This is a genomic window from Streptomyces sp. NPDC016469 (genome assembly GCF_040632905.1).
Lineage (GTDB): Bacteria > Actinomycetota > Actinomycetes > Streptomycetales > Streptomycetaceae > Streptomyces.
The window spans coordinates 216,694-243,590 of the sequence record NZ_JBEYCQ010000003.1 but is presented as its reverse complement, the minus strand read 5'-3'; the positions used below and the strand labels follow the sequence as shown (position 1 = coordinate 243,590).

Annotated in this window: 22 protein-coding genes; 15 read left to right on the top strand and 7 right to left on the bottom strand. The window is 71.7% G+C overall.

Features of this window, described 5'->3' with window-relative positions:
• Positions 1–45: 45 nt before the first annotated feature.
• The 3 genes from ABZ565_RS04765 to ABZ565_RS04755 form a co-directional block, all read right to left on the bottom strand.
• On the bottom strand, positions 46–690 hold the full coding sequence (locus ABZ565_RS04765) for a DUF47 family protein (RefSeq protein ID WP_361020443.1): 645 nt from the start codon (positions 688–690) through the stop codon (positions 46–48).
• Positions 684–1,655 carry an inorganic phosphate transporter gene (locus ABZ565_RS04760; protein WP_361020441.1) on the bottom strand — a complete coding sequence of 324 codons (972 nt, stop codon included), beginning with the start codon at positions 1,653–1,655 and terminating at the stop codon, positions 684–686. Before ABZ565_RS04760 ends, ABZ565_RS04765 begins: the two co-directional genes overlap by 7 nt.
• 97 nt (positions 1,656–1,752) lie before the next feature.
• Entirely contained in the window at positions 1,753–3,060 is a 1,308-nt protein-coding gene (locus ABZ565_RS04755; protein WP_361020439.1) for a phytase, read from the bottom strand.
• A 287-nt stretch (positions 3,061–3,347) separates the two neighbouring features.
• On the opposite strand from ABZ565_RS04755, the gene ABZ565_RS04750 reads away from it, so the two are divergent.
• The 15 genes from ABZ565_RS04750 (at position 3,348) to ABZ565_RS04680 (ending at position 19,887) form a co-directional block, all read left to right on the top strand.
• Positions 3,348–4,562 (top strand): ABC transporter substrate-binding protein, encoded by a 1,215-nt coding sequence (locus ABZ565_RS04750; protein ID WP_361020437.1) that lies wholly within the window; start codon positions 3,348–3,350, stop codon positions 4,560–4,562.
• A gap of 72 nt (positions 4,563–4,634) precedes the next feature.
• Entirely contained in the window at positions 4,635–6,488 is a 1,854-nt protein-coding gene (locus ABZ565_RS04745) for an iron ABC transporter permease (RefSeq protein ID WP_361020435.1), read from the top strand.
• Positions 6,489–6,495: 7 nt separating this feature from the next.
• On the top strand, positions 6,496–7,638 hold the full coding sequence (locus tag ABZ565_RS04740; protein WP_361020433.1) for an ABC transporter ATP-binding protein: 1,143 nt from the start codon (positions 6,496–6,498) through the stop codon (positions 7,636–7,638).
• Complete coding sequence (locus tag ABZ565_RS04735; protein WP_361020431.1) at positions 7,626–8,423, top strand: HAD-IA family hydrolase; 798 nt, start codon at positions 7,626–7,628, stop codon at positions 8,421–8,423. Before ABZ565_RS04740 ends, ABZ565_RS04735 begins: the two co-directional genes overlap by 13 nt.
• Positions 8,420–9,223: an HAD-IA family hydrolase gene (locus tag ABZ565_RS04730; RefSeq protein ID WP_361020429.1), complete on the top strand. Its 804-nt coding sequence runs from the start codon at positions 8,420–8,422 to the stop codon at positions 9,221–9,223. Before ABZ565_RS04735 ends, ABZ565_RS04730 begins: the two co-directional genes overlap by 4 nt.
• Positions 9,220–10,050 carry an inositol monophosphatase family protein gene (locus ABZ565_RS04725; protein WP_361020427.1) on the top strand — a complete coding sequence of 277 codons (831 nt, stop codon included), beginning with the start codon at positions 9,220–9,222 and terminating at the stop codon, positions 10,048–10,050. The genes ABZ565_RS04730 and ABZ565_RS04725 overlap by 4 nt, the downstream gene beginning before the upstream one ends.
• Positions 10,047–10,862: an HAD hydrolase family protein gene (locus ABZ565_RS04720; protein WP_361020425.1), complete on the top strand. Its 816-nt coding sequence runs from the start codon at positions 10,047–10,049 to the stop codon at positions 10,860–10,862. Before ABZ565_RS04725 ends, ABZ565_RS04720 begins: the two co-directional genes overlap by 4 nt.
• Positions 10,859–11,644 carry an MBL fold metallo-hydrolase gene (locus tag ABZ565_RS04715; RefSeq protein ID WP_361020423.1) on the top strand — a complete coding sequence of 262 codons (786 nt, stop codon included), beginning with the start codon at positions 10,859–10,861 and terminating at the stop codon, positions 11,642–11,644. Before ABZ565_RS04720 ends, ABZ565_RS04715 begins: the two co-directional genes overlap by 4 nt.
• 79 nt (positions 11,645–11,723) lie before the next feature.
• Positions 11,724–12,419 carry an MgtC/SapB family protein gene (locus ABZ565_RS04710; RefSeq protein ID WP_361020421.1) on the top strand — a complete coding sequence of 232 codons (696 nt, stop codon included), beginning with the start codon at positions 11,724–11,726 and terminating at the stop codon, positions 12,417–12,419.
• Between the two features lie 246 nt (positions 12,420–12,665).
• Positions 12,666–13,586, top strand: coding sequence for a TIM barrel protein (locus tag ABZ565_RS04705; protein WP_361020419.1), 921 nt, complete (start codon positions 12,666–12,668; stop codon positions 13,584–13,586).
• Positions 13,587–13,588: 2 nt separating this feature from the next.
• Positions 13,589–14,563, top strand: coding sequence for a 5-dehydro-2-deoxygluconokinase (iolC, locus tag ABZ565_RS04700; RefSeq protein ID WP_361020417.1), 975 nt, complete (start codon positions 13,589–13,591; stop codon positions 14,561–14,563).
• Positions 14,563–15,441, top strand: coding sequence for a deoxyribose-phosphate aldolase (locus tag ABZ565_RS04695; protein WP_361020415.1), 879 nt, complete (start codon positions 14,563–14,565; stop codon positions 15,439–15,441). The genes iolC and ABZ565_RS04695 overlap by 1 nt, the downstream gene beginning before the upstream one ends.
• Positions 15,438–16,385, top strand: coding sequence for a 5-deoxy-glucuronate isomerase (gene iolB, locus ABZ565_RS04690; RefSeq protein ID WP_361020413.1), 948 nt, complete (start codon positions 15,438–15,440; stop codon positions 16,383–16,385). Before ABZ565_RS04695 ends, iolB begins: the two co-directional genes overlap by 4 nt.
• Positions 16,382–18,367, top strand: a complete 1,986-nt coding sequence (gene iolD / locus ABZ565_RS04685; RefSeq protein ID WP_361020411.1) for a 3D-(3,5/4)-trihydroxycyclohexane-1,2-dione acylhydrolase (decyclizing) — start codon at positions 16,382–16,384, stop codon at positions 18,365–18,367. The genes iolB and iolD overlap by 4 nt, the downstream gene beginning before the upstream one ends.
• A 23-nt stretch (positions 18,368–18,390) precedes the next feature.
• Positions 18,391–19,887 carry a CoA-acylating methylmalonate-semialdehyde dehydrogenase gene (locus ABZ565_RS04680; RefSeq protein WP_361020409.1) on the top strand — a complete coding sequence of 499 codons (1,497 nt, stop codon included), beginning with the start codon at positions 18,391–18,393 and terminating at the stop codon, positions 19,885–19,887.
• Between the two features lie 263 nt (positions 19,888–20,150).
• Here ABZ565_RS04680 and ABZ565_RS04675 read toward each other — a convergent pair whose 3' ends face one another.
• The 4 genes from ABZ565_RS04675 to ABZ565_RS04660 all read right to left on the bottom strand — a co-directional run bounded on the left by ABZ565_RS04675 (position 20,151) and on the right by ABZ565_RS04660 (position 26,895).
• Complete coding sequence (locus ABZ565_RS04675; RefSeq protein ID WP_361020408.1) at positions 20,151–21,431, bottom strand: phytase; 1,281 nt, start codon at positions 21,429–21,431, stop codon at positions 20,151–20,153.
• Between the two features lie 210 nt (positions 21,432–21,641).
• The gene (locus tag ABZ565_RS04670; protein WP_361020406.1) at positions 21,642–24,731 is read right to left on the bottom strand and encodes an alpha-mannosidase; all 3,090 of its coding nucleotides are present in this window, start codon (positions 24,729–24,731) and stop codon (positions 21,642–21,644) included.
• 77 nt (positions 24,732–24,808) lie between these two features.
• On the bottom strand, positions 24,809–25,987 hold the full coding sequence (locus ABZ565_RS04665) for a glycoside hydrolase family 76 protein (protein ID WP_361020404.1): 1,179 nt from the start codon (positions 25,985–25,987) through the stop codon (positions 24,809–24,811).
• Positions 25,988–26,064: 77 nt separating this feature from the next.
• A complete protein-coding gene (locus ABZ565_RS04660; RefSeq protein ID WP_361020403.1) occupies positions 26,065–26,895 on the bottom strand; it encodes a carbohydrate ABC transporter permease in 831 nt (276 codons plus the stop codon).
• Positions 26,896–26,897: the final 2 nt, after the last annotated feature.

The window sequence follows — 26,897 nt, the reverse complement described above, 5'->3', positions numbered from 1 at the left end:
CACACGGACGTGCCCGTACACGCGGGGTGACCCGGCGTCGCACGATCAGTGCCCCCGCTTGAGCAGGGCGTCGGACAGATCGGCGGCGGCGTCCTTGAGGCGCCGCCCGATGCCGTCCAGGCGGCGCAGCAGCTCCCGGCGGCCGAGCGTGTCGACGCGCACCTCCTCGCGCAGCAGTGCGGCTATGGCCTCCTGGTACGCGCGTCGCACCCGCCCGGCCGCCTTGCGGGCGGCCATGGCGCCCTCGTGCACCCCGCCGGGGGCGCCCGTCAGTTCGGCGACCGCCTCGCGCAGGGCGATCAGGCCCTCGCGCACCGCCCGCAGGGCGGTCAGGTCGGCCGGGTCCCCGGGCAGACCGAAGAGATCGGTCTCCCGGACCAGGTCCCGCAGGCCGTCGAGGACATCGTCGACGGACCGGGAGAAGCGGTAGAGGTCCTCGCGGTCGATCGGCGTGGTCAGTGTCGCGGACAGCTCCGCGACGAGCGCGGCCCGGCGTTCGTCGCCCTCGTGCTCCACACCCGCCATGCGCTCGCGCGCATCGGCCGGAGGGACACGCCCCGCGGCGAGGTCCGCGGCGAGGTCAACGCCCCTGATGGTCGCGTCCAGTTGGGCGGCCAGCAGGTCGATGGTTCTGCGGTGCGTGCGTCCGGTGAGATCGCCGATGACGCGGCGCACGGTCGCGCTCACCATGAGAGGGCTCCCTTGAGGATCAGGCCGGCCAGAGCGCCGGCGGCGAAACCGGCCGGCAGCGTGACCAGCCAGACGGTCAGCAGCGGAAGGGTGTACTGCCAGCGCACACGTCGGCCGCCCTCGCTGACGCCGGTGCCGACGAGTCCGCCGGCGACGGACTGCGTCATGCTGACGGGCATACCGAAGCCGGCGGTGGACAACACCGCGGCGGACGAGGCGAATTCGGCCGACATGACCTGCCAGGGCCGGGTGGTGAGCAGGTGGCTGGTCGCCCCGCGAGCCACCCTGCGCGCACCCGTCATGGCGCCCGCCGCGAACACCGCGGCCACCATGACGTCGCCGGCCTGCCAGGGCTGGGGCATAAGCACGTCTCCGGCGAAGGCCACGGCCACCACGGCGAACATCTTCTGTGCGTCATTGGCCGCGTAGGCCAGGCACTGGCAGCCGAACGCCGTCAGCTGCAGACCGCTCACGATCCGCGGCATGCCGTGCAGAGCGGGCAGCAGGTGCATCGCGCGGCCGATGAACCAGCCGGCTCCCGCTCCCACCAGGGGCGCGGCGGCGCCGATGGCCAGCACCACGCCCAGGCTGCCCCACGCCGGACGGATGCCGAGGGAGACATCCGCGCCGGCCAGTCCTCCCAGGACGGCCAGGGTCAGAGAGGTGGGAACGCCGCGCCAGGCCAGCAGCAGGACCAGCACGACCGAGGCGCCGGCGCCCGCCAGGAAGACCAGCCGTGCGGCGCCGGGCGGCCCCTGGCCGAGGTGGCCGGTGAAGGTGCGGGCGACGGCGAGTCCGAACAGGTCCGGACCCAGTCCGACGGCCAGGACGAGCAGCGCGAGGAGCAGTCCCGCCGAGCGGCCGCGGTGCCGTACGGCGAGCTCCAGCAGGGCACCCCCGTCATTGGCGCCGCAGATGAAGACGAAGGCGACAGCGGTGACGCACAGGGCGATGGTGACGGTCACGTGGGAGCCTCTCTCACGGCTGAGTCCGGGTGCGGCCGGTGCGCGGCAGCTGCGGGAAGGGGAGGGCGGCGTCCGCCGCCCTCCCGGTGCCGTTCGGTCAGCGCACGCCGGCGGCGCGCAGTACGTCGGACAGGTCGACGAGCTTGTAGTTGGTGTCGGTGCGGTCGCCGTCGTCACCGGACGCCGGGGCGTTGTAGCCGTCCTGCGCGACGAACAGGCCGTTGGGGAACGCCGTGCCGAGCGGCCGGCCCGTGGCGGCGATGCCGTCGGTCTCCTCGGAGCCGTCGGTGACCGTACCGGGAGCCACCCGGAAGGAGCCGGTCCACTCGTCGTCGTCCGAGGTGTCGTAGACCGAGTAGGTGTAGTCGCCCTGGCTGGAGACGATCAGGTACTGGTGGCCGGAGGGCCCGCGGAACAGGGTGACCCCTTCGGTGTCCGCGGTGATGTGCTTCCCGCCGTATCCCGGATCGGCGCCCGCAACACACTCGTCGCTCTCCGGGTCGTAGACCGCCGGTATGCCGAACTGGCGTGTCCGGTCGACCAGTTCCGGCTCGTCGTCGAGGTCGGCGTCCACCTTCCAGACGCCGACGTCCTCCTGGCCGATGTAGACCTCCTCCTCGTCGGCGTCCACGGCGAGTCCTTCGATCTGCGGACCGTCACCCGGGTCCTGGCACGGGCTCCAGGTGCCGCCGGGCGTGCGGAAGGTGCTCGGCAGGGTGAGCGTGCGGACCTTGTCGTAGGTGACGGTGCCGGACCGGGTGACACGTACCTCGAACAGCGCCAGGTCAGGGGCGTGACGGCGGCTGGCGAGCACGTACGAGCGGCCGGTGTCCTGGTCCCGCCACACCGCGGTGCCGTACGCCGTGTACTGGTCGTCGACCTCTGCCTCGGTGGCGGCGAAGGCGCGCGGGACGGCGGTGTCGGTGACGTCGGTCAGCGGCGCGCCCGGGCGTGAGCCGTCGATCCGGTAGAAGCGGATGCGGTCGCGCCCGCGGTCGGTGACGACGGCGACGTCGGAGCGCCGGCCGTCGGGGAACCGCACCCCGGTGAGCACGTCCACGTTGTTGAAGCGGCCGGGTGCGGAATCGGCCCCGGGCGCGGCCGGAGCCGGGAGGGACTGCACCAGTGAGCCGTCGAGGCGGTAGACGTCCAGGCCGCCCTCCTTGGCGGTTCCCAGCACCAGACTGGAGCCGGGACGCGCGGAGTTGTACCAGATCGCGGGGTCGTCGGCGTTGGAATTGCCGCCGGCCTCGTCGTCGTAGAGGGCCCGGGTCTCGGCCTTGGCGTACACGGGCGCGACGGAGTGGTTGCCCGGGAGCGGCGGCGTCGACGCGGTGGCGGTCGCGGCGGTCAGTCCGGTCGCGAGCACGGCGAGACCGGCGGCCAGGCGGGTGCGTCTGTGCATGGTTCCTCCTTGACGGAAGTGGGTCACCTCATCGGTGAAGAGGGACCTTACATAAGAATGTGCTGACAAATAAAGGGGTCCGTCATGGCCCCTCCTGGTAGATAGCGGATGACCTGCTGGTTGCGTAGAGGTGAACATTGTGTGTGCTGGTTTCATCCTGATGTCTTGACATAGTGCTTCGGGCAGGTCGAAGCTGTCCGGCATCAGGTCGCCGAGCGGTGCTCGTTGGCCTCGGACCACGCCAATCGAGCCCGGTTCTCTCCGGGACACCGCGGGAGGTCAACCCCATGCCCAGCTTTGCTCCCAGAGCCGTCACCCGCCCCGGCGGCCGGCGTCGGCGCATCGCCGTATCCCTCGTTCTCGCGGGCGCGCTCGGCGCCGCAGCGGCCTGCGCGCCGTCAACGGCCCCCACGGGCACCGGAGCCGAGACCGACTCCGCATCCGGCGCCAAGCCGCAGATCGACTCCGACTTCGACCTGGACGCACTCGTCGCCGAGGCGAAGAAGGAGGGCAGCGTCACGGTCTACGACAGCACCGGTGACATCACCAAGACCGCTGCCGCCTTCACCGCCAAGTACGGCATCAAGGCCACGGGGGTCAAGAGCAAGGTCGGCGACACCCTGGAGAAGATGACCAGGGAGAACCAGGCCGGCAACGTCACCATCGACGCCACCTTCTACGAGGACGGGCCCTCGCTCGTCGGCCAGTTGCTGGCGCAGAAGGTCGTCTACACCTGGATACCCGGCAGCCTCGCCAAGGACATACCCGCCTCCCGGCAGAGCCCTTTGCAGGTGCTGTCCAAGGGGAACATGTGGATCTACAACCCCAAGCTCTTCCCCAAGGGGTGTCCCGTGAAGAACATCTGGGACCTGGCCGACCCCGCCTGGAAGGGCAAGGCCGCCATGCAGGACCCCCTGGGCAAGCCCAACATCGTCGAGTTCTTCAACCAGCTGAAGGCCGGCGGGGAAGCCGGGCTGCGGCAGGCGTACAAGTCGAAGTACGGAAAGGAACTGCCCTCCGGCGACTCGGCGGCGGAGGCATGGATCAAGGGCCTGGCCAAGAACAGCCCGATCCTGACGTCCTCGGACGACGACGCCGCTGCCGCGGTCGCCTCGCCCAACCAGACCAAGGACCGGGTCGCCCTCGTGTCCAACGCGAAGTTCCGTGACGTGAAGGAAAAGAACTACAGCATGAGGGTCTGCGCGGGTATGCAGCCCTGGTCCGGCTACCAGTACCCGAAGTACGCGGCTGTCGCCACGAAGACCGAGCACCCCGCCGCGGCCAAGCTGTTCGTGTACTTCATGCTCACTCAGGACGGCGTGGACACCCAACTGGGCACAGGCGGCGTCCCGGGCAACCCGGCGCTGAAGCAGGGCGCGTTCCTGCCCGACGGGCTGACCGACTGGAACAAGCAGCTCTTCGTCTTCGACCCGGCCAAGCTCAAGAGCGACTTCGACAACCTGCAGCCGACGCAGGACCTCTGGCGCCTCAACCACGGCTGACCGACCGCCGGCTCGTCCGCCCGGACCCCGCCGGCCCGCACACGGACACGGACACGTTACGGAGAACCGCGTATGGCCGCCGCCACCCGTTCACCCGATCCCGCCCCACCCGAAGCCGACGGACCGGCGGGAACCCGGCTCAGCCGACTGCGCTACCGGCTGAGCGTCCTACGGCACGAACCGACGCATCTCCTGGGCGTCCTGCTCGTCGTCGCCCTGCTCTACCTGGTCCTGGCCCCGCTGATCGCGGTGCTCTCCGACTCCACACAGGTGCAGTACGGGGACGAGGGCCAGGCCCGTCAGGCTCCCGGCAGCCTCACCAGCTACTACTTCTGGCGGGTCTTCCGTTCACCGGTCGCGAGGATCCTGTTCTGGGAGCCGCTGCTGCACACCGTCGTGGTCGCGCTCGGGGTCACGGTCGTGGCCGTGGTCCTCGGAGGGTCCATGGCCTGGCTGCTGACCCGTACCAACGTGATGGGCCGCAAGTGGCTGTCCACCGCGCTGGTCGTGCCGTACATGCTGCCGTCCTGGACCTTCGCGCTGGCCTGGCTGGCGTTGTTCAAGAACGACTCCTCCGGCGGACAGATCGGCATCCTGGAGTCCTGGGGCGTGCACACGCCGAACTGGCTGGCATACGGCCAGGTGCCGATCATCCTCTGCCTGGGCCTCCACTACTACCCGTTCGTGCTCCTACTGTTCGGCAACGCCCTGCGCCGCATCGACAGCCAGCTGGAGGACTCCGCCCGCATCCTGGGCGCCGGCCGCCGCACGGTCGCCGCCCGGATCACCCTCCCGCTGATGCTCCCGTCGCTGTCGTCCTCGGTCCTGCTGGTCTTCGGCCGCATTCTCGGTACCTTCGGCACGCCCTACATCCTGGGCCTGCCCGTCGACTACAGCCTGCTGTCCACCTCGCTGTTCCGGGCGGTCAACAGCCACCAGCGGGGCGTCACCGCCGTGCTGACCGCGGTCATCGTGGTGGTGGGGGTCCTGGTGATCCTCGTCGACACCCGGCTCGCCAGGGAGCAGAAGCGATTCATCACGGTAGGCGGCAAGGGCGCCATGGACCGGGTCTCCGACCTCGGACGGTGGCGCAGGCCCGCACTCGGTGCCGCTCTGGCCGTGTTCACCGCGGGCGTCGTCATTCCGGTGGCCACCCTCGCCCTGTCCACCGTCACCAAGACCCCCGGCGTCTTCCACGCCGACAATTTCACCCTCAAGTACTGGATCGGCGCCCATCTGTCCGGCGCTCCCGGCTTCCCGCACGGTGTGCTGCGCGGCAGCCAACTCTACGAAGCCGCGTGGAACAGTCTGCGCATCGTCGGCCTCGCCGCCCTCATCTGCGGCGTGGTGGGACTGCTCGTCGGGTACGTCGTGGTCCGCGCCGGCAGCAGCAGGACCAGCTCGCTCCTGCGGCAGATCAGCTTCCTGCCGTACATGGTGCCGGGCATCGCCTTCGCGGCGGCCTTCCTCTCGCTGTTCGCCGTACGCCGCGGGCCGGTTCCCGCCCTGTACGGCTCGGTCAGCCTGCTCGTGCTCGTCCTGGCCGTCACCCACCTGCCCTACGCCTCACGGTCGGGCATCAGCGCGATGACACAGCTGGGCCGGGAGCCGGAGGAGGCCGCGCAGATATCCGGGGCCGGCTGGTTCACCCGGCTGCGCAAGATCATCATCCCGATCCAGCGCGGCGCCCTGACCACCGGCGTCATCCTGCCGTTCATCTCCGGCCTGAAGGAACTGAGCATCGTCATCATGCTCACCACCACCGGCACCCAGTTGCTGACCACGCTGTCGATCAACCTGGTCGACTACGCCTACGACCAGATGGCCAACGCGGTGGTGCTCGTCATCGCTCTGGTCTCCTTCCTCGCCACCTACCTCACCCAACGCCTGACCAAGACCAACCTGTCGTCCGGACTCGGAGGCTGAAGACGTCATGCCGACCATCACGCTCTCGTCGGTGCGCAAGAGCTACGGCTCCGGACCGCCCGCGGTCGACAACCTCGACCTGGAGATACCCGACGGCTCGTTCACCTGCCTGCTGGGCCCCTCCGGGTGCGGGAAGACCACCACCCTGCGCATGATCTCCGGGCTCGAACCGCTCAACGCCGGCACCATCACCGTCGGCGACCGGATCATGGACTCCACCGTCGACGGCGTCTTCGTCCCGCCGGAGAAGCGCGGCATGGGCCTCGTGTTCCAGAACTACGCGCTCTGGCCCCACCTGACGGTCGCCAAGAACGTCGAGTTCGGCCTGAGGGTCCGCAAGGTCAAACCGGCGGAACGCGCGGAACGCGCCGCCGCCGCGCTCAAGATGATGCAGATCGAGTGGGCTGCCGACCGCTACCCCGCCCAGCTCTCCGGCGGCCAGCAGCAGCGCGTCTCCCTGGCCCGTATGCTCGCCGTCAACCCGAACGTCCTGCTGCTGGACGAGCCGTTGTCCAATCTCGACGCGCAGTTGCGGCTGGACATGCGGGCCGAACTCAAGCGCATCCACGACGAGACCGGCCACACCATCGTCTTCGTCACGCACGACCAGCTGGAAGCCATGACCATGGCCACCCACGTGGTGGTGATGAACAAGGGACACGTCCAGCAGATGGCCCCGCCGATGGAGGTCTACACCCGGCCGGCCAACACCTTCGTGGCCCGCTTCGTCGGCAGCCCGCCCATGAACCTCTTCGAAGCCGGCGACGACGCGTTCACCGAGGCGGCCCGCGACCAGGTCCTGGCGGCTCGCCCCGACCTCACCGGCCGGCTGGCCACCATCGGCGCCCGCCCCGAGAACGTGCGGCTCCTCGACGACGGCGCCCAGCCACCCGCGGGAACCCACGTCTTCGAAGCGACCGTCAAGACCGCCCTGCCCACCGGCTCCAGCTGGACCGTACTGGTCAGCGCGGGGGACACCGAGCTGTATCTCGTCTCGTACACCGACGTGCACGCCGCCCCCGGCTCGGCCGTGCGCTGCGCGGTCCGCACGAGCGACCTGCACCTGTTCGACGCGTCGGGAGACAGACTGCCCGACGAAGCCGCCGACGCCGCACTCACCGAGGAGAACACCGCCACATGGGCCAGCTGACCCGCCCCACCGCCCTGCTGCTCGATTTCGGCGGGGTGGTCGTGGCGACGACCAACCGGCCCACCTGGGCCAACGAACTCGCCACCGAGTTGCACACGGCGCTGAGCGCGGCGGGCTGCCGCGAACTGAGCGTCGAGCACATCGAGGCCGATCTCAAGGCGGGTTCCGCGGCCGACTCGCACTGGAAGAACGCGATGAGCCGGCCGGCGGCCCCCGAAGAGATGACCCACCAGCGCTTCTGGAGCGACTTCGTCGCCGCCGACTGGCCGGCCGCGGCACACGCCTGGGTGACCGCACACGCCGATCCGCTGTGCCACCGCCTCGGCGAACTCAAGCAGGACCGCACCACCCGCCAGGGCATGTCCGAACTCCTCGACACCTGCGACGACCTGGGCATCGCCGTGGCCATCGTCTCCAACGCGCTCGCCGGATCGGTGCACCGCGCCTACATGGCCGAGCACGGCCTCGACAAGCGGGTGGCGGTGCAGGTCTACAGCGACGAGGTCGCCGTCCGGAAACCCAACCCGGAGATGATCCGCATCGCCGCCCGGGCCCTGGACACCGACCCGGCCGGCTGCTGGTACGTCGGCGACAACTACGACCGCGACGTCCTGTGCGGCAGGCGGGCCGGGGCCGGCGCCACCGTCCTGATGGAAGCCCGCGGCACCTACGACCGCCCCTACATCGTCCAGGCGGAACCCGACGCCGTCGTCGGCGACCCGGACGAACTGCGCGGACTGCTCCTTGGGGCACCGGTCCCGCCGGCCCGACGGGAGACCCCGTGACGACGCTCCGCCCCCCGCGGGCTCTCCTGCTGGACCACGGCGGCGTGCTGATGCGGTCCGTCAAGCACCCCGAGCGCATGGACGACTTCGCCGCCCGCGTGCACGCCCTGACCGGCCCTTCCTCAGGTCTCGACCGCGCCGCCGTGCTGGCCGGCATCACTGCCGGCAAGGCCGCGTACCGGGCCTGGAAGAACGGGCTCGTCCGCACCCCCGAGCCCCGCGAGATCGGGCACCGCGAACTCTGGGAGGACTTCATCGCCGCCGACTGGCCACCCGCCGCACGCGCTCTGGTCGGCGCGGAGGCGACCTGGCTGTGCCGCGAACTGGTCCTCGCCGAGAGCGACAGGACGGTGGCCCCGGGCATGCTGGAGACGCTGCGGCTCGCCCGCCGCCACGGCGTGCGCACCGGCATCGTCTCCAACACCCTCGTCGGCGCGCTCAACCGCGATCTCGCCCGGCGCTTCGGCACCCACCCCCTGCTCGACGTGCAGGTCTACTCAGACGAGACCGGGCGGCGCAAACCCGACCCCGAGATGATCCGCCTGGCCGCCCGCGCCCTGTCGGTCGACCCCTCCGACTGCTGGTACGTCGGCGACAACTACGACCGCGACGTGGTGTGCGGGAAGCGCGCCGGGGCCGGTGCGACGATCCTCATGCGTCCCGCCGACCGCCGCGACCCGCAGGCCCGCCCCCGGCCCGACGCCGAGGTCGCCGACGGAACGGAACTGCTGGACCTGCTGCGTACCGCACTCGCCCGCGACGACAGCGAACCCACACCCGGGCAGGAGGCCGCGGCATGAACGAACTGGACGAGCTCTCCGTACGGCTGCGCGAAGTGGCCACCGAGGCGGCGCTGGCCGTCGGCCCCGATCTCGTGGCGGCCTTCCGGAGCGCCATGGACGTCGACTTCAAACGCGACGAGCACGACCCCGTCACCGTGCACGACAGGCGCGCGGAGGAGCGTATCCGCGAACTGCTGCTCAAACGGGTGCCCGACAGCACGGTCGTGGGCGAGGAGGGAGGCCGCCAGGACGGCAGCGGCCGTATCGCCTGGTACGTCGACCCCATCGACGGGACCGCCAACTTCGCACGAGGTCTCGCCTTCTTCTGCACCTCCGTCGGCGTCACGGTCGACGGCGAACCCGTGGCGGGCGCGATCGTCGACCCGGTCGCCGGACATGTCTTCACCGCCGATGCCACCGGTGCCCGCCTCGGCGGCGAACCGCTGCGCCCCGGCGGGGTGCGCGAGGAGGCCCGCGGGCTGCTGATCACCGGCTTCCCCACCACCCGGGAGCTGGCGTGGAACGACCCGCAGACGCTGCCCAGGTACGGTGAACTCGTCACCCGTTACGGAACGGTACGCCGCACCGGAAGCGCCGCGCTGACCCTCGCCCATGTCGCGGCCGGCTGGTGCGACGCGGCCCTGGGCACATCCGTCAACGCCTGGGACATCTGCGCCGCCCACGTGCTGGTGCGGCGCTCCGGCGGCGTGTACCAGTCCTTCGCCGGCGACGACGGCTGGGACCAGCCCGGCTATCTCGCACACGGGGCGAACCTCGAACCGCTCGCCGCACGCGCATTCGTGGAGTGGTACCTGAGCCGGCTGCCCGCGAGGAGCACCTCATGACGCTGCCCGCGGCACCCCCGCACTACGCGTGGCTCGTCACCGACCTGGACGGCACGCTGGTCGACCGCGACCTGCGGATCGTTCCCCGGAGCGCCCAGGCACTGCGGCGCTACCAGGAGATGGGCGGCACCGTGGTCATCGCCACCGGCCGCAACGAGGTCTCCGCGGGCCGCTACCACCGAGAACTCGGCCTGAGCACACCGCTGATCGTCTACAACGGCGCGCGCGTCGTCGATCCACTGACCGGAACGCGGCTGCTCGATCTGGACCTCGGTGCCTCGTGGGACGCGCTGCGCGACGACCTGCTCCGCGAACTGCCACCAGGCGTGGGAGCGGTGGCCTTCGCCGGCGAGGACGCCCACATCCTGCGGGAAGCGCCCTCGCTGGCGGCCTACGCCGGCCGCGACCGGATCGCACTGCGCGAGGACCCGGTCCGGCAGGCGCCGACGAAGGTGATGCTGATCGCCGACCGGCCGGGCCTCGACCCGCTGGCGCGGCTGGCGGCCCGGCACTGTCCGGCGGCCCGCCTCCTCCAGTCGGAGGACACCTATCTGGAGATCCTGCCGGGTGCCGCGGGCAAGGAGGTCGCGGTGCGCCGGCTCGCCGAGCGGGCGGGCCTGCCGATGGAACGCGTCGCGGCCATCGGTGACAACCCCAACGACACCGCCATGGTGCGGGCCGCCGGTCTGGGCGCGGCGGTCGGCGACGGCCACAAGGAGGTCCGCGCCGCCGCGGACATCGTGGTGGGCCCGTGCGGGCTCGGCGCGGTCGCCGACCTCGTCGAGCACATCATCGAAGGCGCTGGACGGTGATCGTCACGGTCCTCGGCTCCTCGGGGTCCGTGCCCGGGCCGGACAACCCCTGCTCCGGGTACCTGGTCGAGCACGGCGGTCACCGGCTGCTGCTCGACCTCGGCACGGGGGCCTTCGGCACGCTGCTGACGTACGCCCGTCCGGACCAGGTCGACACCGTCGTCGTCAGCCACCGGCACGGCGACCACTCGGCGGACCTGGCGGCGCTGGCGTACGCACAGGAGAAGCTGGCGCCGCGCGCCGCGCCGACCCGGGTGATCGCGCCGGCCGGCACACGAGCGGGCCGCACCTCGTCACTGGCCTTCGAGGACTCCCGGCCGGGCGAGCTGGAGTGCGGGCCCTTCCGGCTCCGTCTGGTGCTCGTACGCCACTCGGTGGAGACGTACGCCGTGCGGGTCGAGGCCGGCGGAGGTTCGCTGACGTACACCGGTGACTCGGGGCCCTGCCGCGCGCTCCTGGACCTGGCCCGCGGCGGCGGGCTGCTGCTGGCGGAGGCGGCGCTGGGCCCCGGCGACGCGCCCGGTGCGGCACCCGGCGACTGGGACGGCGACGCCACCGGCCCCCCGCCGCACCACCTCACCGCCCGGCAGACCGGGGAGCTGGCGGCCGCCGCCGGCACCGGCGTGCTCGCGGTGACCCATCTGCGCCCGTGGGAGGACGCCGGCCGCTCGCTGGCCGCGGCGGCGGCGTGGTTCGGCGGCCCGGTGCTGCTGGCCCGGCCCGGACTGCGGCTGGCCCCCGGCCGTCCCGCACGCGCGCCGAACCCGAAGGAGAAGACATGAGACGGGACGAGAGGCTGCCGGCCGCGATCCGCGTCGCGCGCGAGGCGGCGGCGCGACCGGCGTTCGGGGCGGGGGCGCGGTGAACCACGACGGGACATCACTCGCCCACCTGGCGGTGGCCTTCGCCCTGTGCGCCGTCGTCGGCCTGGAGCGCGAATACCGGCAGAAGTCGGCCGGCCTGCGCACCCATGTGCTGGTCGGCCTCGGATCGGCACTGTTCATGCTGGTGTCGAAGTACGGATTCGCCGACATGCTGGGGCTGCCCGGCGTGGCACTGGATCCCTCGCGGGTCGCCGCGCAGATCGTGTCGGGTATCGGCTTCATCGGCGGCGGACTGATCTTCGTACGCAGGGACGCGGTCCGCGGTCTGACGACGGCGGCCAGCGTGTGGCTGGCGGCGTCCATCGGCGCGGCCGCGGGCGCGGGGCTGCTGGTGCTGGCAGCCGCTGTGACCGCGGCCTACCTCTTGGTGGCGTTCGCGTTCCCCGTGATCGCACGGCAGTTGCCCCGCTCACCCACGGAGTCGGTACTGCTGCGCGTCAGTTACCTGGATGGACGTGGACTGCTGCGCGACATCGTCCGGGAGTGCACGGGCGCGGGATTCCACGTGGCCGGCCTGCGGACGGCCGGCTGCCCGCCGACGGACGCGGTCCCCGCCCAGGTGGGCGTCCTGCTCGAGTTGTCCGGGAACGGGGTGCACGACGAGTTGGTGCCTCGCCTCTCCGATCGTGAGGGGATAACCGAGGTGACTCTGCTGCAGGATGAGGTCGACTGAAGGGCTCTGCCCACGCCGCTGTACGCGCTTGCCGGACCGGTCCAGCCACAGCCGTCTGCGCGGCGGGGGCGTAGGAATTCTTCAGTCAGTATGTCAGGACAATAGGTTGACAGGTCGCTGCTTGACGGAGCAAGCTCGATCACGAGGGCCGGGCGGTTGTCCGGCCCACCCATCACGGAGAGAGAAGAGGCACGGCATGCCGATCAGGCCGGACCACGCCGTACACGTCGCCGAAGGAGGCAGGCCGTGACCACACCCCTCACCCAGCGCATCGCGGGAGCGCCCATCTCCTGGGGTGTCTGCGAGGTCCCGGGCTGGGGACACCAGCTCGGGACCGACCTGGTCCTGCGGCAGATGCGCGAGGCCGGGCTCGCCGCCACCGAGTTCGGACCGGAAGGCTTCCTTCCCGACGCCCCCGAGGCCAAGGCGGCGACACTCGCCTCGCACGGCCTGCGCGCCGTGGGCCAGTTCGTGCCGGTCGTCCTCCACGACCCGGACCACGACCCGCTCCCCGAGGTCGAGACCGCGCTGACCGGTCTCCTGGCAGCCGACGCCCGCACCGTCGTCGTCGCGGCGGCGACCGGGTCCGACGGCTACGACCACCGGCCGGCGCTCGACGCCGAGGGGTGGTCCGTCCTCCTCGCCAACCTCGACCGGATCTCCGCCGCCGCGGCCGACGCGGGCGTCCTCGCAACCCTCCACCCCCACGTGGGCACGATGGTCGAATCGGGCGACGAGACCCAGCGGGTCCTCGACGGATCGGGCATCGGCCTGTGCCTGGACACCGGTCACCTGCTCATCGGCGGCGGCGACCCCCTGGCCCTCACCGCCCGCCTGCCCGGCCGGATCGCTCATGTGCACCTCAAGGACGTACGCCTCGACCTCGCCGACCACGTACGGGCCGGGCGCATGACGTACACCCAGGCGGTCGCCGAGGGCATGTACGTCCCCCTGGGCGCCGGCGACATCGACATCGCCGGGATCGTCCGGCTGCTGGAGGCGGACGGATACGCCGGATGGTACGTGCTCGAACAGGACACCATCCTGCGCGCCGCACCCGGCGAGGACGGCGGAGCCGATCCTCTCGACGACGTCCGCGCCTCCGTCGCCCACCTTCGCTCCCTCGCCGCCGGCGACGGGACCGCCGCCGACACCGTGGTGGGCTGACCATGGCCCACGAGTTCCTCGCCATCGGACGGGCCGGCGTCGACATCTACCCGCTCGACCACGGCGTCGGCCTTGAACAGGTAAGCACGTTCGAGAAGTTCCTCGGCGGAAGCGCCATGAACGTCGCCGTCGCCGCGGCCCGCCACGGCCGCGACGCCGCCCTGATCAGCCGGGTGGGCCGTGACCCCTTCGGCCGCTACGTCCAGCAGGAGGCCGCCCGCCTCGGCGTGGACACCGGCTTCCTCACACCCCTCACCGCGCCGGACGGACCGCCCACCCCGGTCACCTTCTGTGAAGTCTTCCCGCCCGACGACTTCCCGCTCTACTTCTACCGGTACGGCGCGGCGCCCGACCTCATGATCGATCCGGGCACGCTTCCCCTGGAGGACATCCGCGAAGCGGCGGTGTTCTGGGCCACCGTCACCGGCCTGTCCGCGGAGCCCAGCCGTACGGCCCACTTCGCCGCCTGGCAGTCCCGCGGCCGGCGCGCCCGGACGGTCCTGGACCTCGACTACCGGCCCATCTTCTGGACCGGGACCGAGGAGGCCCGCGACCAGGTCGGCCGCGCCCTCGAGCACGTCACCGTGGCCGTCGGCAACCGGGAGGAATGCGAAGTCGCCGTCGGGGAGACGGACCCGCAGCGGGCGGCGGACGCCCTGCTCGAACGCGGCCTCGACCTCGCCGTCGTCAAAATGGGGCCGGCCGGTGTCCTGGCCGCAACCCCGGACGAACAGGTGCGCGTCGCACCGTTCCCCGTCGAGGTCGTCAACGGGCTCGGCGCGGGTGACGCGTTCGGAGGCGGGCTCGTCCACGGCCTGCTCAGCGGCTGGGACCTGCGCCGCGTCGTCGAGTTCGCCAACGCCGCGGGCGCCATCGTCGCCTCCCGCCTGGCCTGTTCCACCGCCATGCCGACCACGGCCGAGGTACAGGCCGTCCTCGCGTCCCGGTCGCCGGCCCCCGCCGAAGGGATCGCCTGATGGATGCCGCACACCTGACCGAGATCCGGGCCCGCGAGCCCGGCCGCATCGCACGGTCCTGGCAGAAGCGCTCCCGCCGGCCGCTGACCGGCGAGGACGGCCGCCTGCTCATCGTCGCGGCCGACCATCCCGCCCGCGGAGCCCTGGGCGCGGGTGGCGACGAGGCCGCCATGGCGAGTCGCAGCACGCTGCTCGACCGGCTGGCGACCGCACTGTCCCGCCCCGGGGTGGACGGTGTGCTGGGCACCCCGGACCTCCTCGACGACCTGCTGCTGATGGGCGCCCTGGAGGACCGGGTCGCCATCGGCTCGATGAACCGCGGCGGACTCCAGGGCGCGTCCTTCGAATTCGACGACCGGTTCACCGCCTACACCGCCGAGGCGATCGCCGGGCACGGGCTCGAGGGCGGCAAGACACTCACCCGGATCTGTCTCGACGACCCGGGAACCGCGGCCACCCTCGAAGCGACCGCCGCCGCCGTCACCTGCCTGGCCGAGCACAGCCTCATGGCCATGATCGAGCCGTTCCTCACCGTCCGCGAGGAAGGCCGCGCGCGCAACCTCCTCGACCCCGACAGCGTCATGAAGTCGATCCACATCGCGAGCGGACTCGGCGCGTCCAGTGCCTACACCTGGCTCAAACTGCCGGTCGTCGACGAACTCGAACGCGTCCTGGACGCGACCACCCTCCCCACCCTGCTGCTCGGCGGGGACCCGCTGGGCGATCCGCACGACACCTACGCGTCCTGGGCGAAGGCGATGTCACTGCCGGCGACGCGAGGACTGGTCGTCGGACGCACCCTGCTCTACCCGCCCGACGGCGACGTGGCGGCCGCCGTCGACATCGCGGCCGGAATCGTGCACGGGAGCGGCGCATGAGCGACAACAGCCGATGGGTGCGCCCCCTGGGCACGTCCGCCGACCCCGGATGGCAGACCGCCGTCACCGCCGACGGCCGGGACTGGCGGCACACCAGCCTCCGGGTGACGACCCTGGCCCCCGGCGAGAGCCGGGTGGTGGACGCCGGGGACTGGGAGCACATCGTCGTGCCGCTGTCGGGCCGTGCGCAGGTCGTCGCGGTGACCGCCGACGCGCGCACCCACGTGGCGGAACTCGCCGGCCGTCCCGACGCGTTCGCCGGTCCCACCGACACCGCCTACGTGCCCGCGCGGTCGCGGATCACCCTCCGGGCCTCGGCCGGACCGGTCAGGCTCGCCCTTGCGGGGGCGCGCGTGGCGGGGGACACCCGGCAGGGGTCGCCCGGCGGCCACGCCTTCCGGCACCTGCCCGCGGCCGGGGTGCCGGTCGAACGGCGCGGGGCCGGCAACGCCTCCCGGCAGGTACGCAACTTCGGCACCCCCGAGGTGCTCGGCGCGGACGCACTGATCGCCTGCGAGGTCATCACACCGGCCGGCAACTGGAGTTCCTGGCCGCCGCACAAACACGACGCCGCACTGCCGGGGGAGGAGACCGAGCTGGAGGAGATCTACTACTTCGAGACGGCTCCCACGGACGCCCGCTGCACCGACCCCGTCGGCTACCAGCGCGTCTACACCTCCGACACCGGCCGGCCCATCGACGTACTCGCCGAAGTCCGCGCCGGCGACGTCGTCCTGGTGCCCCACGGGTGGCACGGGCCCGCGATGGCCGCGCCCGACGCCCACCTGTACTACCTCAACGTCATGGCCGGTCCCGGCCCCGAGCGCGCCTGGCTCATCAGCGACGACCCGGCCCACGCCTGGGTCCGCGAGACATGGCCGGACCTGCCCTTCGACGCACGAGCCACCCGGCCCGCACCCCGCACCCCAGGAGGCGCCGCATGAACACCGCACCGTCCACGACCGTGCGGCTCACCGTGTCGCAGGCGACCGTCAGGTTCCTCGCCGCCCAATGGTCCGAGCGCGACGAACAGCGCAGACCGCTGTTCGCAGGCGTCCTCGGCATCTTCGGCCACGGCAACGTCGCGGGCATCGGCCAGGCGCTCCTCGAACACGAACGCGAGGCGGAGGGGCATCCCGACCTGCCCTACATCCTGGCCCGCAACGAACAGGCCATGGTGCACACCGCCGTCGCCTACGCCCGGCAGAAGGACCGCTTGCAGACCTGGGCCTGCACCGCGTCGATCGGCCCGGGATCCACGAACATGCTCACGGGGGCGGCACTGGCCACCATCAACCGCCTGCCCGTCCTGCTGCTGCCCTCCGACACGTTCGCCACCCGCCCCAGCGCACCCGTACTCCAGGAACTGGAGCAACCCTGCGCAGCGGACATCTCCGTCAACGACGCCTTCCGGCCCCTGTCGCGGTTCTTCGACCGGGTCACCCGCCCCGAGCAACTTCCCTCGGCTCTTCTGGGAGCCATGCGGGTGCTCACCGACCCGGCCGAGACCGGCGCGGTGACGATCGCGCTGCCCCAGGACGTCCAGGCCGAGGCGTACGACTGGCCCGCCGAACTGTTCCACGCCCGCACCTGGCACGTGGCCCGCCCACTGGCCGAACCCGCCCGCCTCGCGGCCGCCGCCGACCTCGTACGCCGGGCCCGGCGCCCGCTCGTCGTGGCGGGAGGCGGCGTGCACCACTCCGCGGCGGAGGCGGTGCTCACCGCGTTGGCCGAGAGGACCGGCATCCCGGTCGGCGAGACCCAGGCGGGCAAGGGATCACTGCCGCACGGCCACCCGCGGCAGATGGGCGGCATCGGCTCCACGGGCACGACCGCGGCGAACGCCCTCGCCCGGGACGCGGACCTCGTCATCGGCGTCGGTACGCGCTGGACCGACTTCACCACCGCCTCGCGGACCGCCTTCCAGCACGGAGACGTCCGCTTCCTCAACATCAACGTCGCCGGCTTCGACGCCGGCAAGCACGCCGGCTTCTCGGTCGTGGCCGACGCCCGTGAGGCGCTGACCGCCCTCACGGAGGCCCTGGAGGGGCACCGCGTCGACCCCGCGTACGAGAAGCGGCAGGGCGAGTTGTGGCACAGCTGGAACGAGCAGGTCGAGGCCGCGTACAACCCGCCCCCCGAGGTGACCGGCCGGCTCGCCGACGGCGTCCTCACCCAGGCCACCGTGCTCGGCTGCGTCAATGAACTGAGCGACCCGCGCGACGTCGTCCTGTGCGCGGCCGGTTCCATGCCCGGCGACCTGCACAAGCTGTGGCGCGTCCGCGACCGCAAGGCGTACCACGTCGAGTACGGCTACTCCTGCATGGGCTACGAGATCCCCGCCGCACTCGGAGTCCGGCTCGCCGACGACACCCGGGACGTGTTCGCCATGGTCGGCGACGGCGGCTATCTCATGATGCCGACCGAACTGGCCACCGCCGTCCAGGAGCGGCTCAAGGTCGTCGTCGTCCTCGTCCAGAACAACGGCTTCCACTCGATCGGCTCACTGTCGGAAGCGCTCGGCTCCCAGCGCTTCGGCACCCGGTACCGCTACCGCTCCGCCGACGGACGCCTGGACGGCCCGAACCTGCCCACCGACCTGGCCGGCAACGCCCGCAGCCTCGGGGCCCACGTCGTCGAGGTGCGTTCCCGCAGCGCATTGGCGGCAGCCATCGCACGGGCCAAGGCGTGGCCGGCGGACGGCGGCCCTTTCGTCATCCACGTCCAGACCGACCCGCACGTCTTCGCCCCCGACAGCGACAGCTGGTGGGACGTCCCCGTCAGCGAGGTCTCCCGGCTCGGCTCGACGCAGGAAGCCCACGCTTCCTACACGGACCACAAGAAGGCCCAGCGGCCCTTGTTCGCCCCCGCGGCCGACCGGGAGCGGAGTGGCGCTCCCGCCGCGCGCCCCGGGAACCAGCCCTGACCACCTCGCAGAAGGAGCTCGCCGTGAGCCTGCCGCGCATCACCCATTTCATCGACGGCCGCCCCTGGGACGGTCCGGCCGGACGCACCGGCCCGGTCCACAATCCCGCCACCGGGGAGCTGACCGCGACCGTGGACCTGGCCTCGGCCGAACTCGTCGGCACCGCCGTCGCCTCCGCGGAGGCGGCTTGGCGGGACTGGCGCGCGCAGTCCCTCGCCAAGCGGGTGCGGGTGCTCTTCGCCTTCCGGGAACTGCTCAACGCGCACAAGCGGGAGATCGCCTCCCTGATCACCGCCGAGCACGGCAAGGTGCTGTCGGACGCCCTCGGAGAGGTCACCCGGGGCCTCGAAGTCGCCGAGTTCGCCTGCGGGATCCCGCAGTTGCTCAAGGGGGACTACGCCGAGAACGCCTCGACCCGGGTGGATGTCCACTCCGTCCGGCAGAGCCTCGGCGTCGTCGCGGTGATCTCCCCCTTCAACTTCCCCGCCATGGTGCCGATGTGGTTCGTCCCGATCGCGCTGGCCTGCGGCAACGCGGTGGTGCTCAAGCCGAGCGAGAAGGACCCCAGCGCCGCCCTCGCCCTGGCCGCCCTGTGGAAGGAAGCCGGTCTGCCCGATGGCCTGCTCCAGGTCGTCAACGGCGACAAGGAGGCCGTCGACGCACTCCTCCACCACGACGACGTCAAGGCCGTGTCATTCGTCGGCTCGACACCCATCGCGAGGTACGTGTACGAGCAGGCGACCGCCCGCGGAAAGCGGGTCCAGGCCCTGGGCGGCGCGAAGAACCACATGCTGGTGCTGCCCGACGCCGATCTCGGCCTCGCCGCGGACGCCGCCATCAACGCGGGCTTCGGCTCGGCCGGTGAACGGTGCATGGCGATCTCCGTGCTCGTCGCCGTCGAACCGGTCGCCGACGCGCTCGTGGCACGGATCGTCGAACGGATGCGCCGCCTGCGTACCGGCGACGGAACCCGCGACTGCGACATGGGCCCCCTGGTCACCCGGGAACACCGGGACAAGGTCGCCTCGTACCTCGACGCCGGCGTCAAGGCCGGCGCCACCCTGCTCGTCGACGGCCGCGAGGGTGCCATCGACGCCGACGGGGACGGCTTCTTCCTGGCTCCGACGCTCTTCGACCACGTCGGCGCCGACATGCCGGTCTACACGGACGAGATCTTCGGCCCCGTCCTGTGCGTGGTCCGTGTGCCCTCCTACGACGACGGCCTGGCCCTCATCAACGCCAATCCCTACGGCAACGGCACGGCGATCTACACCAACGACGGCGGAGCGGCCCGGCGCTTCCAGAACGAGGTCGAGGTCGGCATGGTCGGCATCAACGTGCCGATACCCGTGCCCGTCTCCTACTTCTCCTTCGGCGGCTGGAAGAACAGCCTGTTCGGAGACACTCACGCGCACGGCACCGAGGGGGTCCACTTCTTCACCCGTGGGAAGGTGGTCACCTCCCGGTGGGCCGACCCCAGCCACGGCGGCATCGATCTCGGCTTCCCCCAGAACGGGTGAACGGCCCAGGCGCGGAGACCCGCGCCTGCCGGAGAGCCGTCCAGGCGGCGTCCGACCGGTACTCACCACAGTGAGGCGCCCCGGTCCTTCCCTGACCGGGGCGCCCCCCTTGGTGTGAGCGCTCCCAAAGACGGAAACGCCCCTCGGTGTCTCGCATGGCGAGGCGTGAGCGATACGTCTGAAACGGTCTGCTCCTGCGTTCTGCAGTTGCCTTGCTGTGCGAGACCCTGAGGGCTGATCGTCCCACGCTCCGCCCGCACGGGTCAGTCGTCGATGGCGTCGGTGACCTTGCCGAGGTCCACGAACTTGAAGTTCGTGGACGGACGGTCACCGTCGCCGGGGGCGTCGTGTCCGTCCTGGACGACCAGGAGGCCGTTCGGGTAGCGGCGGCCCAGCGGCTCGTTCAGCGCGGCGGCACCGTCGCACTCCTCGGAGCCGTCGAGCGTCGCGGAGGCGGCGGCGACACGGAAGCCGCCCTCGTACTCGTTGGCTTCGGAGACCTCGCGGTCGTAGGCGGCGAAGGTGTTGTCGCCCTGGCTGGAGGCGAGCAGCAGGCCGTCCCCGTCGTCCTCCTTCACCAGGGTCAGGCCCTCGACGTCCGCGGTGAGCTTCCTGCCTCCGAACCCGGGGTCGGCGCCCGCCGCACACTCCTCGGTGGCCTCGTCGTAGGTGCCGGGCACGCCGTACTCGCGGACCTTGTCGATCAGCTTCGGGGTGCCGGTCAGGTCGGCCTTGAGACGCCAGATCCCCACGTCCTCCTGGCCCGCGTACAGCATGCCGTTCGCCGGGTCCACCACCATGCCCTCCACCTGCGGGAGTTCGCCCGGCTCGCCGCACGGCGACCACGAAGTCCCGTCCGGGAGACGGAAGCTGTGCGGGAGGTCGAGCGTGCGGACCTCGCGGTAGCCCACGGAGCCGTCCGCCCGGGAGGTCAGCTCCAGAAGAGCGAGACGCGTACGCTCGCGCCGGCTGACCAGCGCGAAGGAACGCCCGGTCGCCGGGTCGGTGAAGGTGGCGAGGCCGTAGGCGGTGCGCTGTTCGTTGATCTCGTCCTGCGACGCGGAGAAGACGGCCGGCACCGTACGGTCGGTCACGTCGGCCAGCGGACCGTTGGCGCGGTCACGGTCGATCCGGTAGATCCGAAGCCGGTCGTTGCCCCGGTCCGTGGCGACGGCCAGGTCGCCCAGACGCGCACTGTGCACGAGGTCGACGTTGTTGAAGCGGCCCGGCGCGTCGTCCGCTCCGGGTCCGGCGGGCGCCGGGATCGACTGCACCTCGCGGGCATCCAGGTCGTACACGCGCAGTCCGCCCTGCTTCGCCGTCGCGACGACGAGACTGCGGTCGGGGTCGGCCGGGTTGCGCCAGATCGCCGGATCGTCGGCGTCCGCGTCGCCTCCCGCCTCGTCGTCGTGCAGGGCGGCTGTCTCGGCGCGCGGGGTGACGGCGGGCAGGGGACCGGCGGCCTGCACCGGGCCCGTGGCAGCCACGGCGAGCGCGGCGACAGCGGTGGCGAGGACGACCAGGGACCTACGAGGGGCGAGCATGCAGGGACTCCATCATGTAGGGGACACGCGGAGTGCATCGTGTGATCTTGGAGTAAGGAGTCGGGGGGCGCCACATGGAACGGGAGCGTGGGGGAGGTGAACTCCCGGTGACGCCGCCTCGTGATGCGTCATCCACACCGGCCGGCACGGAGCCCGCCGGCATAACGCCGGAGCCCCGGAGCCGTCGGCGCTCCGGGGCCGCACGGCGGTCTACAGCCGCAACAGCACCGCACACGTGCCCAGCACGGGCACGTCGACGGTCAGGACGCCCTCGTCGTCCGGCGTCAGGAGGTCACCGGCGGCGCCGAGGTAGTCGGCCGTGCGGGCCTCGGTGACGGGGAAGCCGGGGGTGATCCGGCAGGCGACCGGCTCCTCGGCGAAGGACTGGAGCCGGACGAGCACCTGACCGGGGGCCGGTACGGTGAGCCCCACGACGCGCACGCGCCGGTCACCGACCGTCAGCAACGCGTACGACGCCGCCGGGGCCGCGCTCTCCGCGCCCAGCGCGCGGACGGCAAGCAGCGGACGGCTGCCCGCCGCAGCGGTGCGCATGCCCAGGACGGGCCCGCTGGTGTGCGGGGCCTGCCCGAAGGCCACGCTGTAGCGGAACACATGGTCGAACGCCTGCTCGGAGGGGAAGTTGGTGTCCCAGATGTTGTTGTGGACCCAGGAGAAGAGCGTGCCGGGCTCGTCCTGGGCGAGCGACTGCGGATAGGGCGCGTACGGGACGGCGATCCCGCCCACCTGGACGAGCGGCGCGTCCTGTGTGGCGACGGCCGCGACCACCGCGTCCTCCTCGAAGCTCACCCAGCGCCGTACCGCGCGCATGTGCTGCGCGGAACCCGGTACGACCGGCAGACCGGTGCCCGTCATGCCGCCGGTCGCCTCCATGCGGACAGCCGGCTGCCGCATCGCGAAGGGGAACGCGAAGAACGCACTCTCCTTGGTGAGCGTCGCGGGCTTAACGATCCGGTTCTCCAGGTCGATCCGGGCCCGCCCGTGCGGCAGGTGCACACGAACCCGCAGCCGTTCGGTGCCGGCCGGGGCGCACTCGTAGACCAGCGTCTCACCCGTGGCGTCGCGGAACCGGTCCACCAACGCGGCCGGAGGCGCCGCCGTGCGGGACGCGAGGAGATGCATCGACGCGTTCGCCGTGGTCTTGCTCGACTGGTGGTTGAAGCCGCCGGCCGTGGCGTACTCGTCGTACACGTAGGCGTTGAGCCCGACGGTGGCGTCCTGTCGCACCAGCTCCCGGCCGGTGCGCTTGTCGACGACCGAGCCGATCCACGCCGCCCGCAGGTCCACGCTCACCCGCAGGAACTCGTTCTCCAGGACCGTCGGCTCCCCGGAAGGGTCCCCGGGGACCGCCGAGGGCTCCCGCCCCGGGACGATGTCCACCCGTACCGCGCCCTGCGCCGGCACCTCCGCGAGCCGGAACAGGAGGAAGCGGCCCGCGGCCCGGTGCAGCTCGTTGGACTGCGCCTCCTCGGTGTGCTCCAGCACCGAGCCGTCGCGCGCGTCGAGCACCCGGACCGGGTCCTCCAGCGCGACCGTGCTCTCGGGAAGGAACAGCCGGACCGACTCCGACCGCGGCCAGCCGCACGTATTGGTCACGTAGAACCCGGCGAGCGTCCCCTCGCGCGGGGAGAGCCGGCTGCCGAGGGCCGCGCCCGCACCGTCCAGGAGCGTCTTCGCGTCGTCGTGCGCCCGCAGCGCCTGGGCGTACTTCCAGTGCCACTGACGCTCACCGGACGCGTGCCCGTGATCGCCGTGCGTCCAGGGATCGCCCCCGCCCCAGGTGTGCTCGTTGAACAGGGAGGCCGCCCGGTAGACGTCGGGGGCCGACGCCGTGGTGCCCGAACCCGCAGCGCCCAGGACCTCCGCGTGCCCGGCGACCGTCTGGGCGTCGGCCAGCGCCGCCTGACCGTCCCGGGTGGCCGCCAGCGGGACCGCGCCGGCACCCACCCCGTCCACCCACCAGTCGCTCCAGTCGCCCTCGAACGTCTCCAGCCGGTCCCCGTAACGGGCCTCCGCGTCGACGAAGAAGTCCTCGTTGCGTGAGGTCCGCAGGACGGGGAAGGCCCACTCCTCGTTCCACCGCCGTACGGTGTCCGCGATGATCCGGCGCGGGGGGCCGTTGTCCGCGAACTTGCCCAGCACTCGCAGGTGCAGGATGTCCCACGGGTACGGGTCGCCCTTGAACTCCTCGTCCAGAACCGGGAAACCGGGAATACCGCGTCCCTCGTGCGGGTACTGCCGGGTGGCCAGCGCCGACAGGTAGTGCGGCAGCAGATCGTCCACCCGGGCGTACGACTCGTCGAAGCCCAGGATCGACCCCTCCATGTACGCCAGTCCGTGCGGGGTGTCGGTGCGCCACACCAGCACGCTGCGCCCGCCCGGCGCCCGCCACCGGAACAGCCGGGGCAGCGCCCCGCCGCCGGTGTGGTGCGGCACTGCCCGCCCCGCCCAGTTGTGGGCGACCGAGAGATAGCGGATGCCGCTGTCGGCGAGCACGTCGGGCAGGCCCACGACCTGACCGGGGACATCCGTCTGCATGGCCGTGGTGATGTCGATGCCGTGCCGCTCGCGCAGTTCGCGCACCGGTCGCAGCAGCTCGTGCAGTTCGTCCGTCGAGCAGGTTTCCGTGTGCAGGTTGAAGGGCATCGCGGTCAGCTCGATACGGCCCTGGCGCACCCGCTCCAGGAACTGGGCGACCTGCTCCGGCGGGCGGTTCGCCGCCCAGTTCTCGAAGCTGAAGAAACCCTCCACGGCCCAGCGGAACTTCGACGCGTCGGGGCGGTCGTCCGTCGTACGGCACAGTTCCAGCAGGGAGTCGAGGTACTTGCGGCCCTCGGCGAGCACAGTGCCCTGGGGGTCGGTGTAGCCGATGTCGAGATGGGCGTGCTGCACCAGGTGCAGGGTCCAGTGGCGCTGCGGGGTCAGCAGCACCTCGACGTGTTCGCCCGGGGCCAGGTCGGGCAGCTCGACCAGCACCGGCAGCGGAGCGTCCACCTCGGGGACCAGCAGCCGGGTCTCGCCCGCCGGCCCGGGTATCAGCTCGCTGCGCACCGAGGTGCCGGACAGGGTGGTGACCACGGCCCGGGTGAGGGGGCGGCCGGCCTGTATCCGCACGGACTGCAGGAGCCCGCCGTCGCCGTCGTGGCGAAGCAGCGGCTCGCAGGAGAGCCGGACGGGGTGTCCGCCGAGGACACCTGTGGCGGTCACGCCGCGGTCGCGCAGGATGTCGCGGGCGATGTCGGAGTCCCACCAGGAGGGGCGGGACAGATCGGGGCGGGGCATGGAGAGGGTTCTCCGCTCTGGCAGGTGCCGGTTCGGTGCGGTGGGGCGGGCGGGGAGTGTGCGGGGACGTGCGGGAGTCAGGAGGCGTCGGTGGCGAGGCCCGCGAAGATCTGGACCATCGCGGACTGTTCGAGGGTTTCGGCGGAGGCGTCCGGCTCGTAGTCGCCACCGCCCGAGGGCTGGAAGCGGAAGAGGCCGGTGGACGGATCGCGGTTCTCCTTCCAGACGCGCTCCGCGTAGGCGCTCTCCGCCTGCCGGTACGCCGGGTCGTGGCGGATCCCGTCCAGCATCCGGAGGTTGTCGAAGTAGATCGCGTTGAAGATCGCCGGCTGGTCGTGCAGGCGCTCGCCCTGCTTCCAGTACGCGAGCGACCCCTCGGCGTCCTGTACGGCGCGCCGGAGATAGGTGCGGTCCCCGGTGGCCCGGTAGAGCGTGGCCGCGGTGCCTACCATGGCCCCGGAGTTGTACGTCCACAGAGTGGAGTTGACGGATCCGTCGTCGCCGAGGCTGTTGCGGTACAGCCCGGGGGACTGGCGCAGACAGGACCAGTTCCACTCGTACCACCGCTGCGCACTCGTCAGGTAGCGACTCTCGTGCGTCTCCTGGTGGAGCCGGGCCGCCAGCTCCGCGGCCAGGCCCGTGACGTTGGCGGCCCGCATGGTGTTGGCCGGGGAATCGACCCAGTCCATCCCGCCGGGGCACTCCTTGGCCGGGTCGTCGTCCCAGCCGCGGCTGACGATGTCGAAGGTCAGCTCGGCCCGGCGCAGGTAGGTGGCGTCACCCGTGGCCTCGTACTGGTCCAGCAGGGTCAGCCCGACGACGGAGTTGTCGTCGTAGAAGACGTCGCCGCCCTGCCCGAGCGGTGCCGGCAGGTACGAGTCGTATCCGGGCCTGCCGTCACTGGGCTCGAAGTACAGCTCCAGGGTGGTGAAGCGTTCCGCCGCGTCCGCCGTGTAGCGCCTGCCCGATCCGGGAAGGCCGGCCATGTCGACCGTCGCGGCCGCCGCCTCCCGCATCGGCCAGAGGTAGGAGTGGGCGTTGTCGGCACTGCGGTGCGGTGTCGCCTCCTGGTAAAGGCCGTGGTCGTCCGCGCCCTGGTACAGGTGGTGCTGGAGCGCGTCGTACGTCTGCACGGCCCGGGCCTTCCAGGGGCCCGTCGCCGGGTGTGAGGCCGCGAGGGCGGGGGAAGGGCTCAGGGCGGCGCAGAGCAGCGGCGCCGCGGCCAGGGCGAGGGCGGTACGGGCAGAGAGTTTCACCGGGATGCCTTTCGGGAAGCGGCTCGGGGCGTTCGCGCGGGATATCCGCACGCGATATGGCGTCGGTGCGGCGTGCCTCAGCCGAGCTTGAGGCTGCTGACGAAGAACCGCTGCGCCGCGAAGAAGAGGACGACGGTCGGCAGCGAGACCAGCAGGGCTCCGCCGAGGACGACCGGGGGCCCGACGTTGGAGTAGTTGCCCTGGAGTTCGGCGAGCGCGGCCATCACCGGCCGGATGTTGCGGCTCGTGGACAAGGTGATGCCGAAGAGCAGGTCGTTCCAGACAGCGACGAACTGGAAGACGAAGGCGGCGATCATCGCGGACCGGGACAGCGGCACATGGATCTGCCAGAAGACCCGCCACCAGGAGGCGCCGTCCAGCCGCGCCGCCTCGATCACCTCGGCGGGCAGCGTCTGCGCGAAGTTGCGCATGATGAAGTACGCGAACGGGATCGCCACCGCTACGTAGATGAGGAACAGCCCGATCTGCGCGTCGTACAGGCCGGTGTTCGCGTACGCGAGGAAGAGCGGCCGAAGGAAGACCTGGAGGGGCAGGAGAGTGCCCGAGTAGATCAGCCAGAACCACAGGGTCTTGCGCTTGACGGGCATGATCACCGTGGCGAACGCGGCGGTCGTGGCCACCACGATGGCCGCGGCCGAGCTGGTCACCGCGTACAGCAGGCTGTTGCCCATCGCGGGACCGAGCCTGGCCCGGGACCAAGCCTCGGACATGTTGTCGAACAGACCGAACCCTCCGTGCGGCAGCCAGTGCGGCGCGCCGCCGTATTCGGCGGCCGGCACCAGAGCGTTGACCAGCAGCAGCCAGGTCGGGACGGCCCAGAGGAGCGAGACGAGCACCAGGACCGTGTTGCGGACGGCGGTGCCTGCGGAGACGCGGCGTAGGGACATGC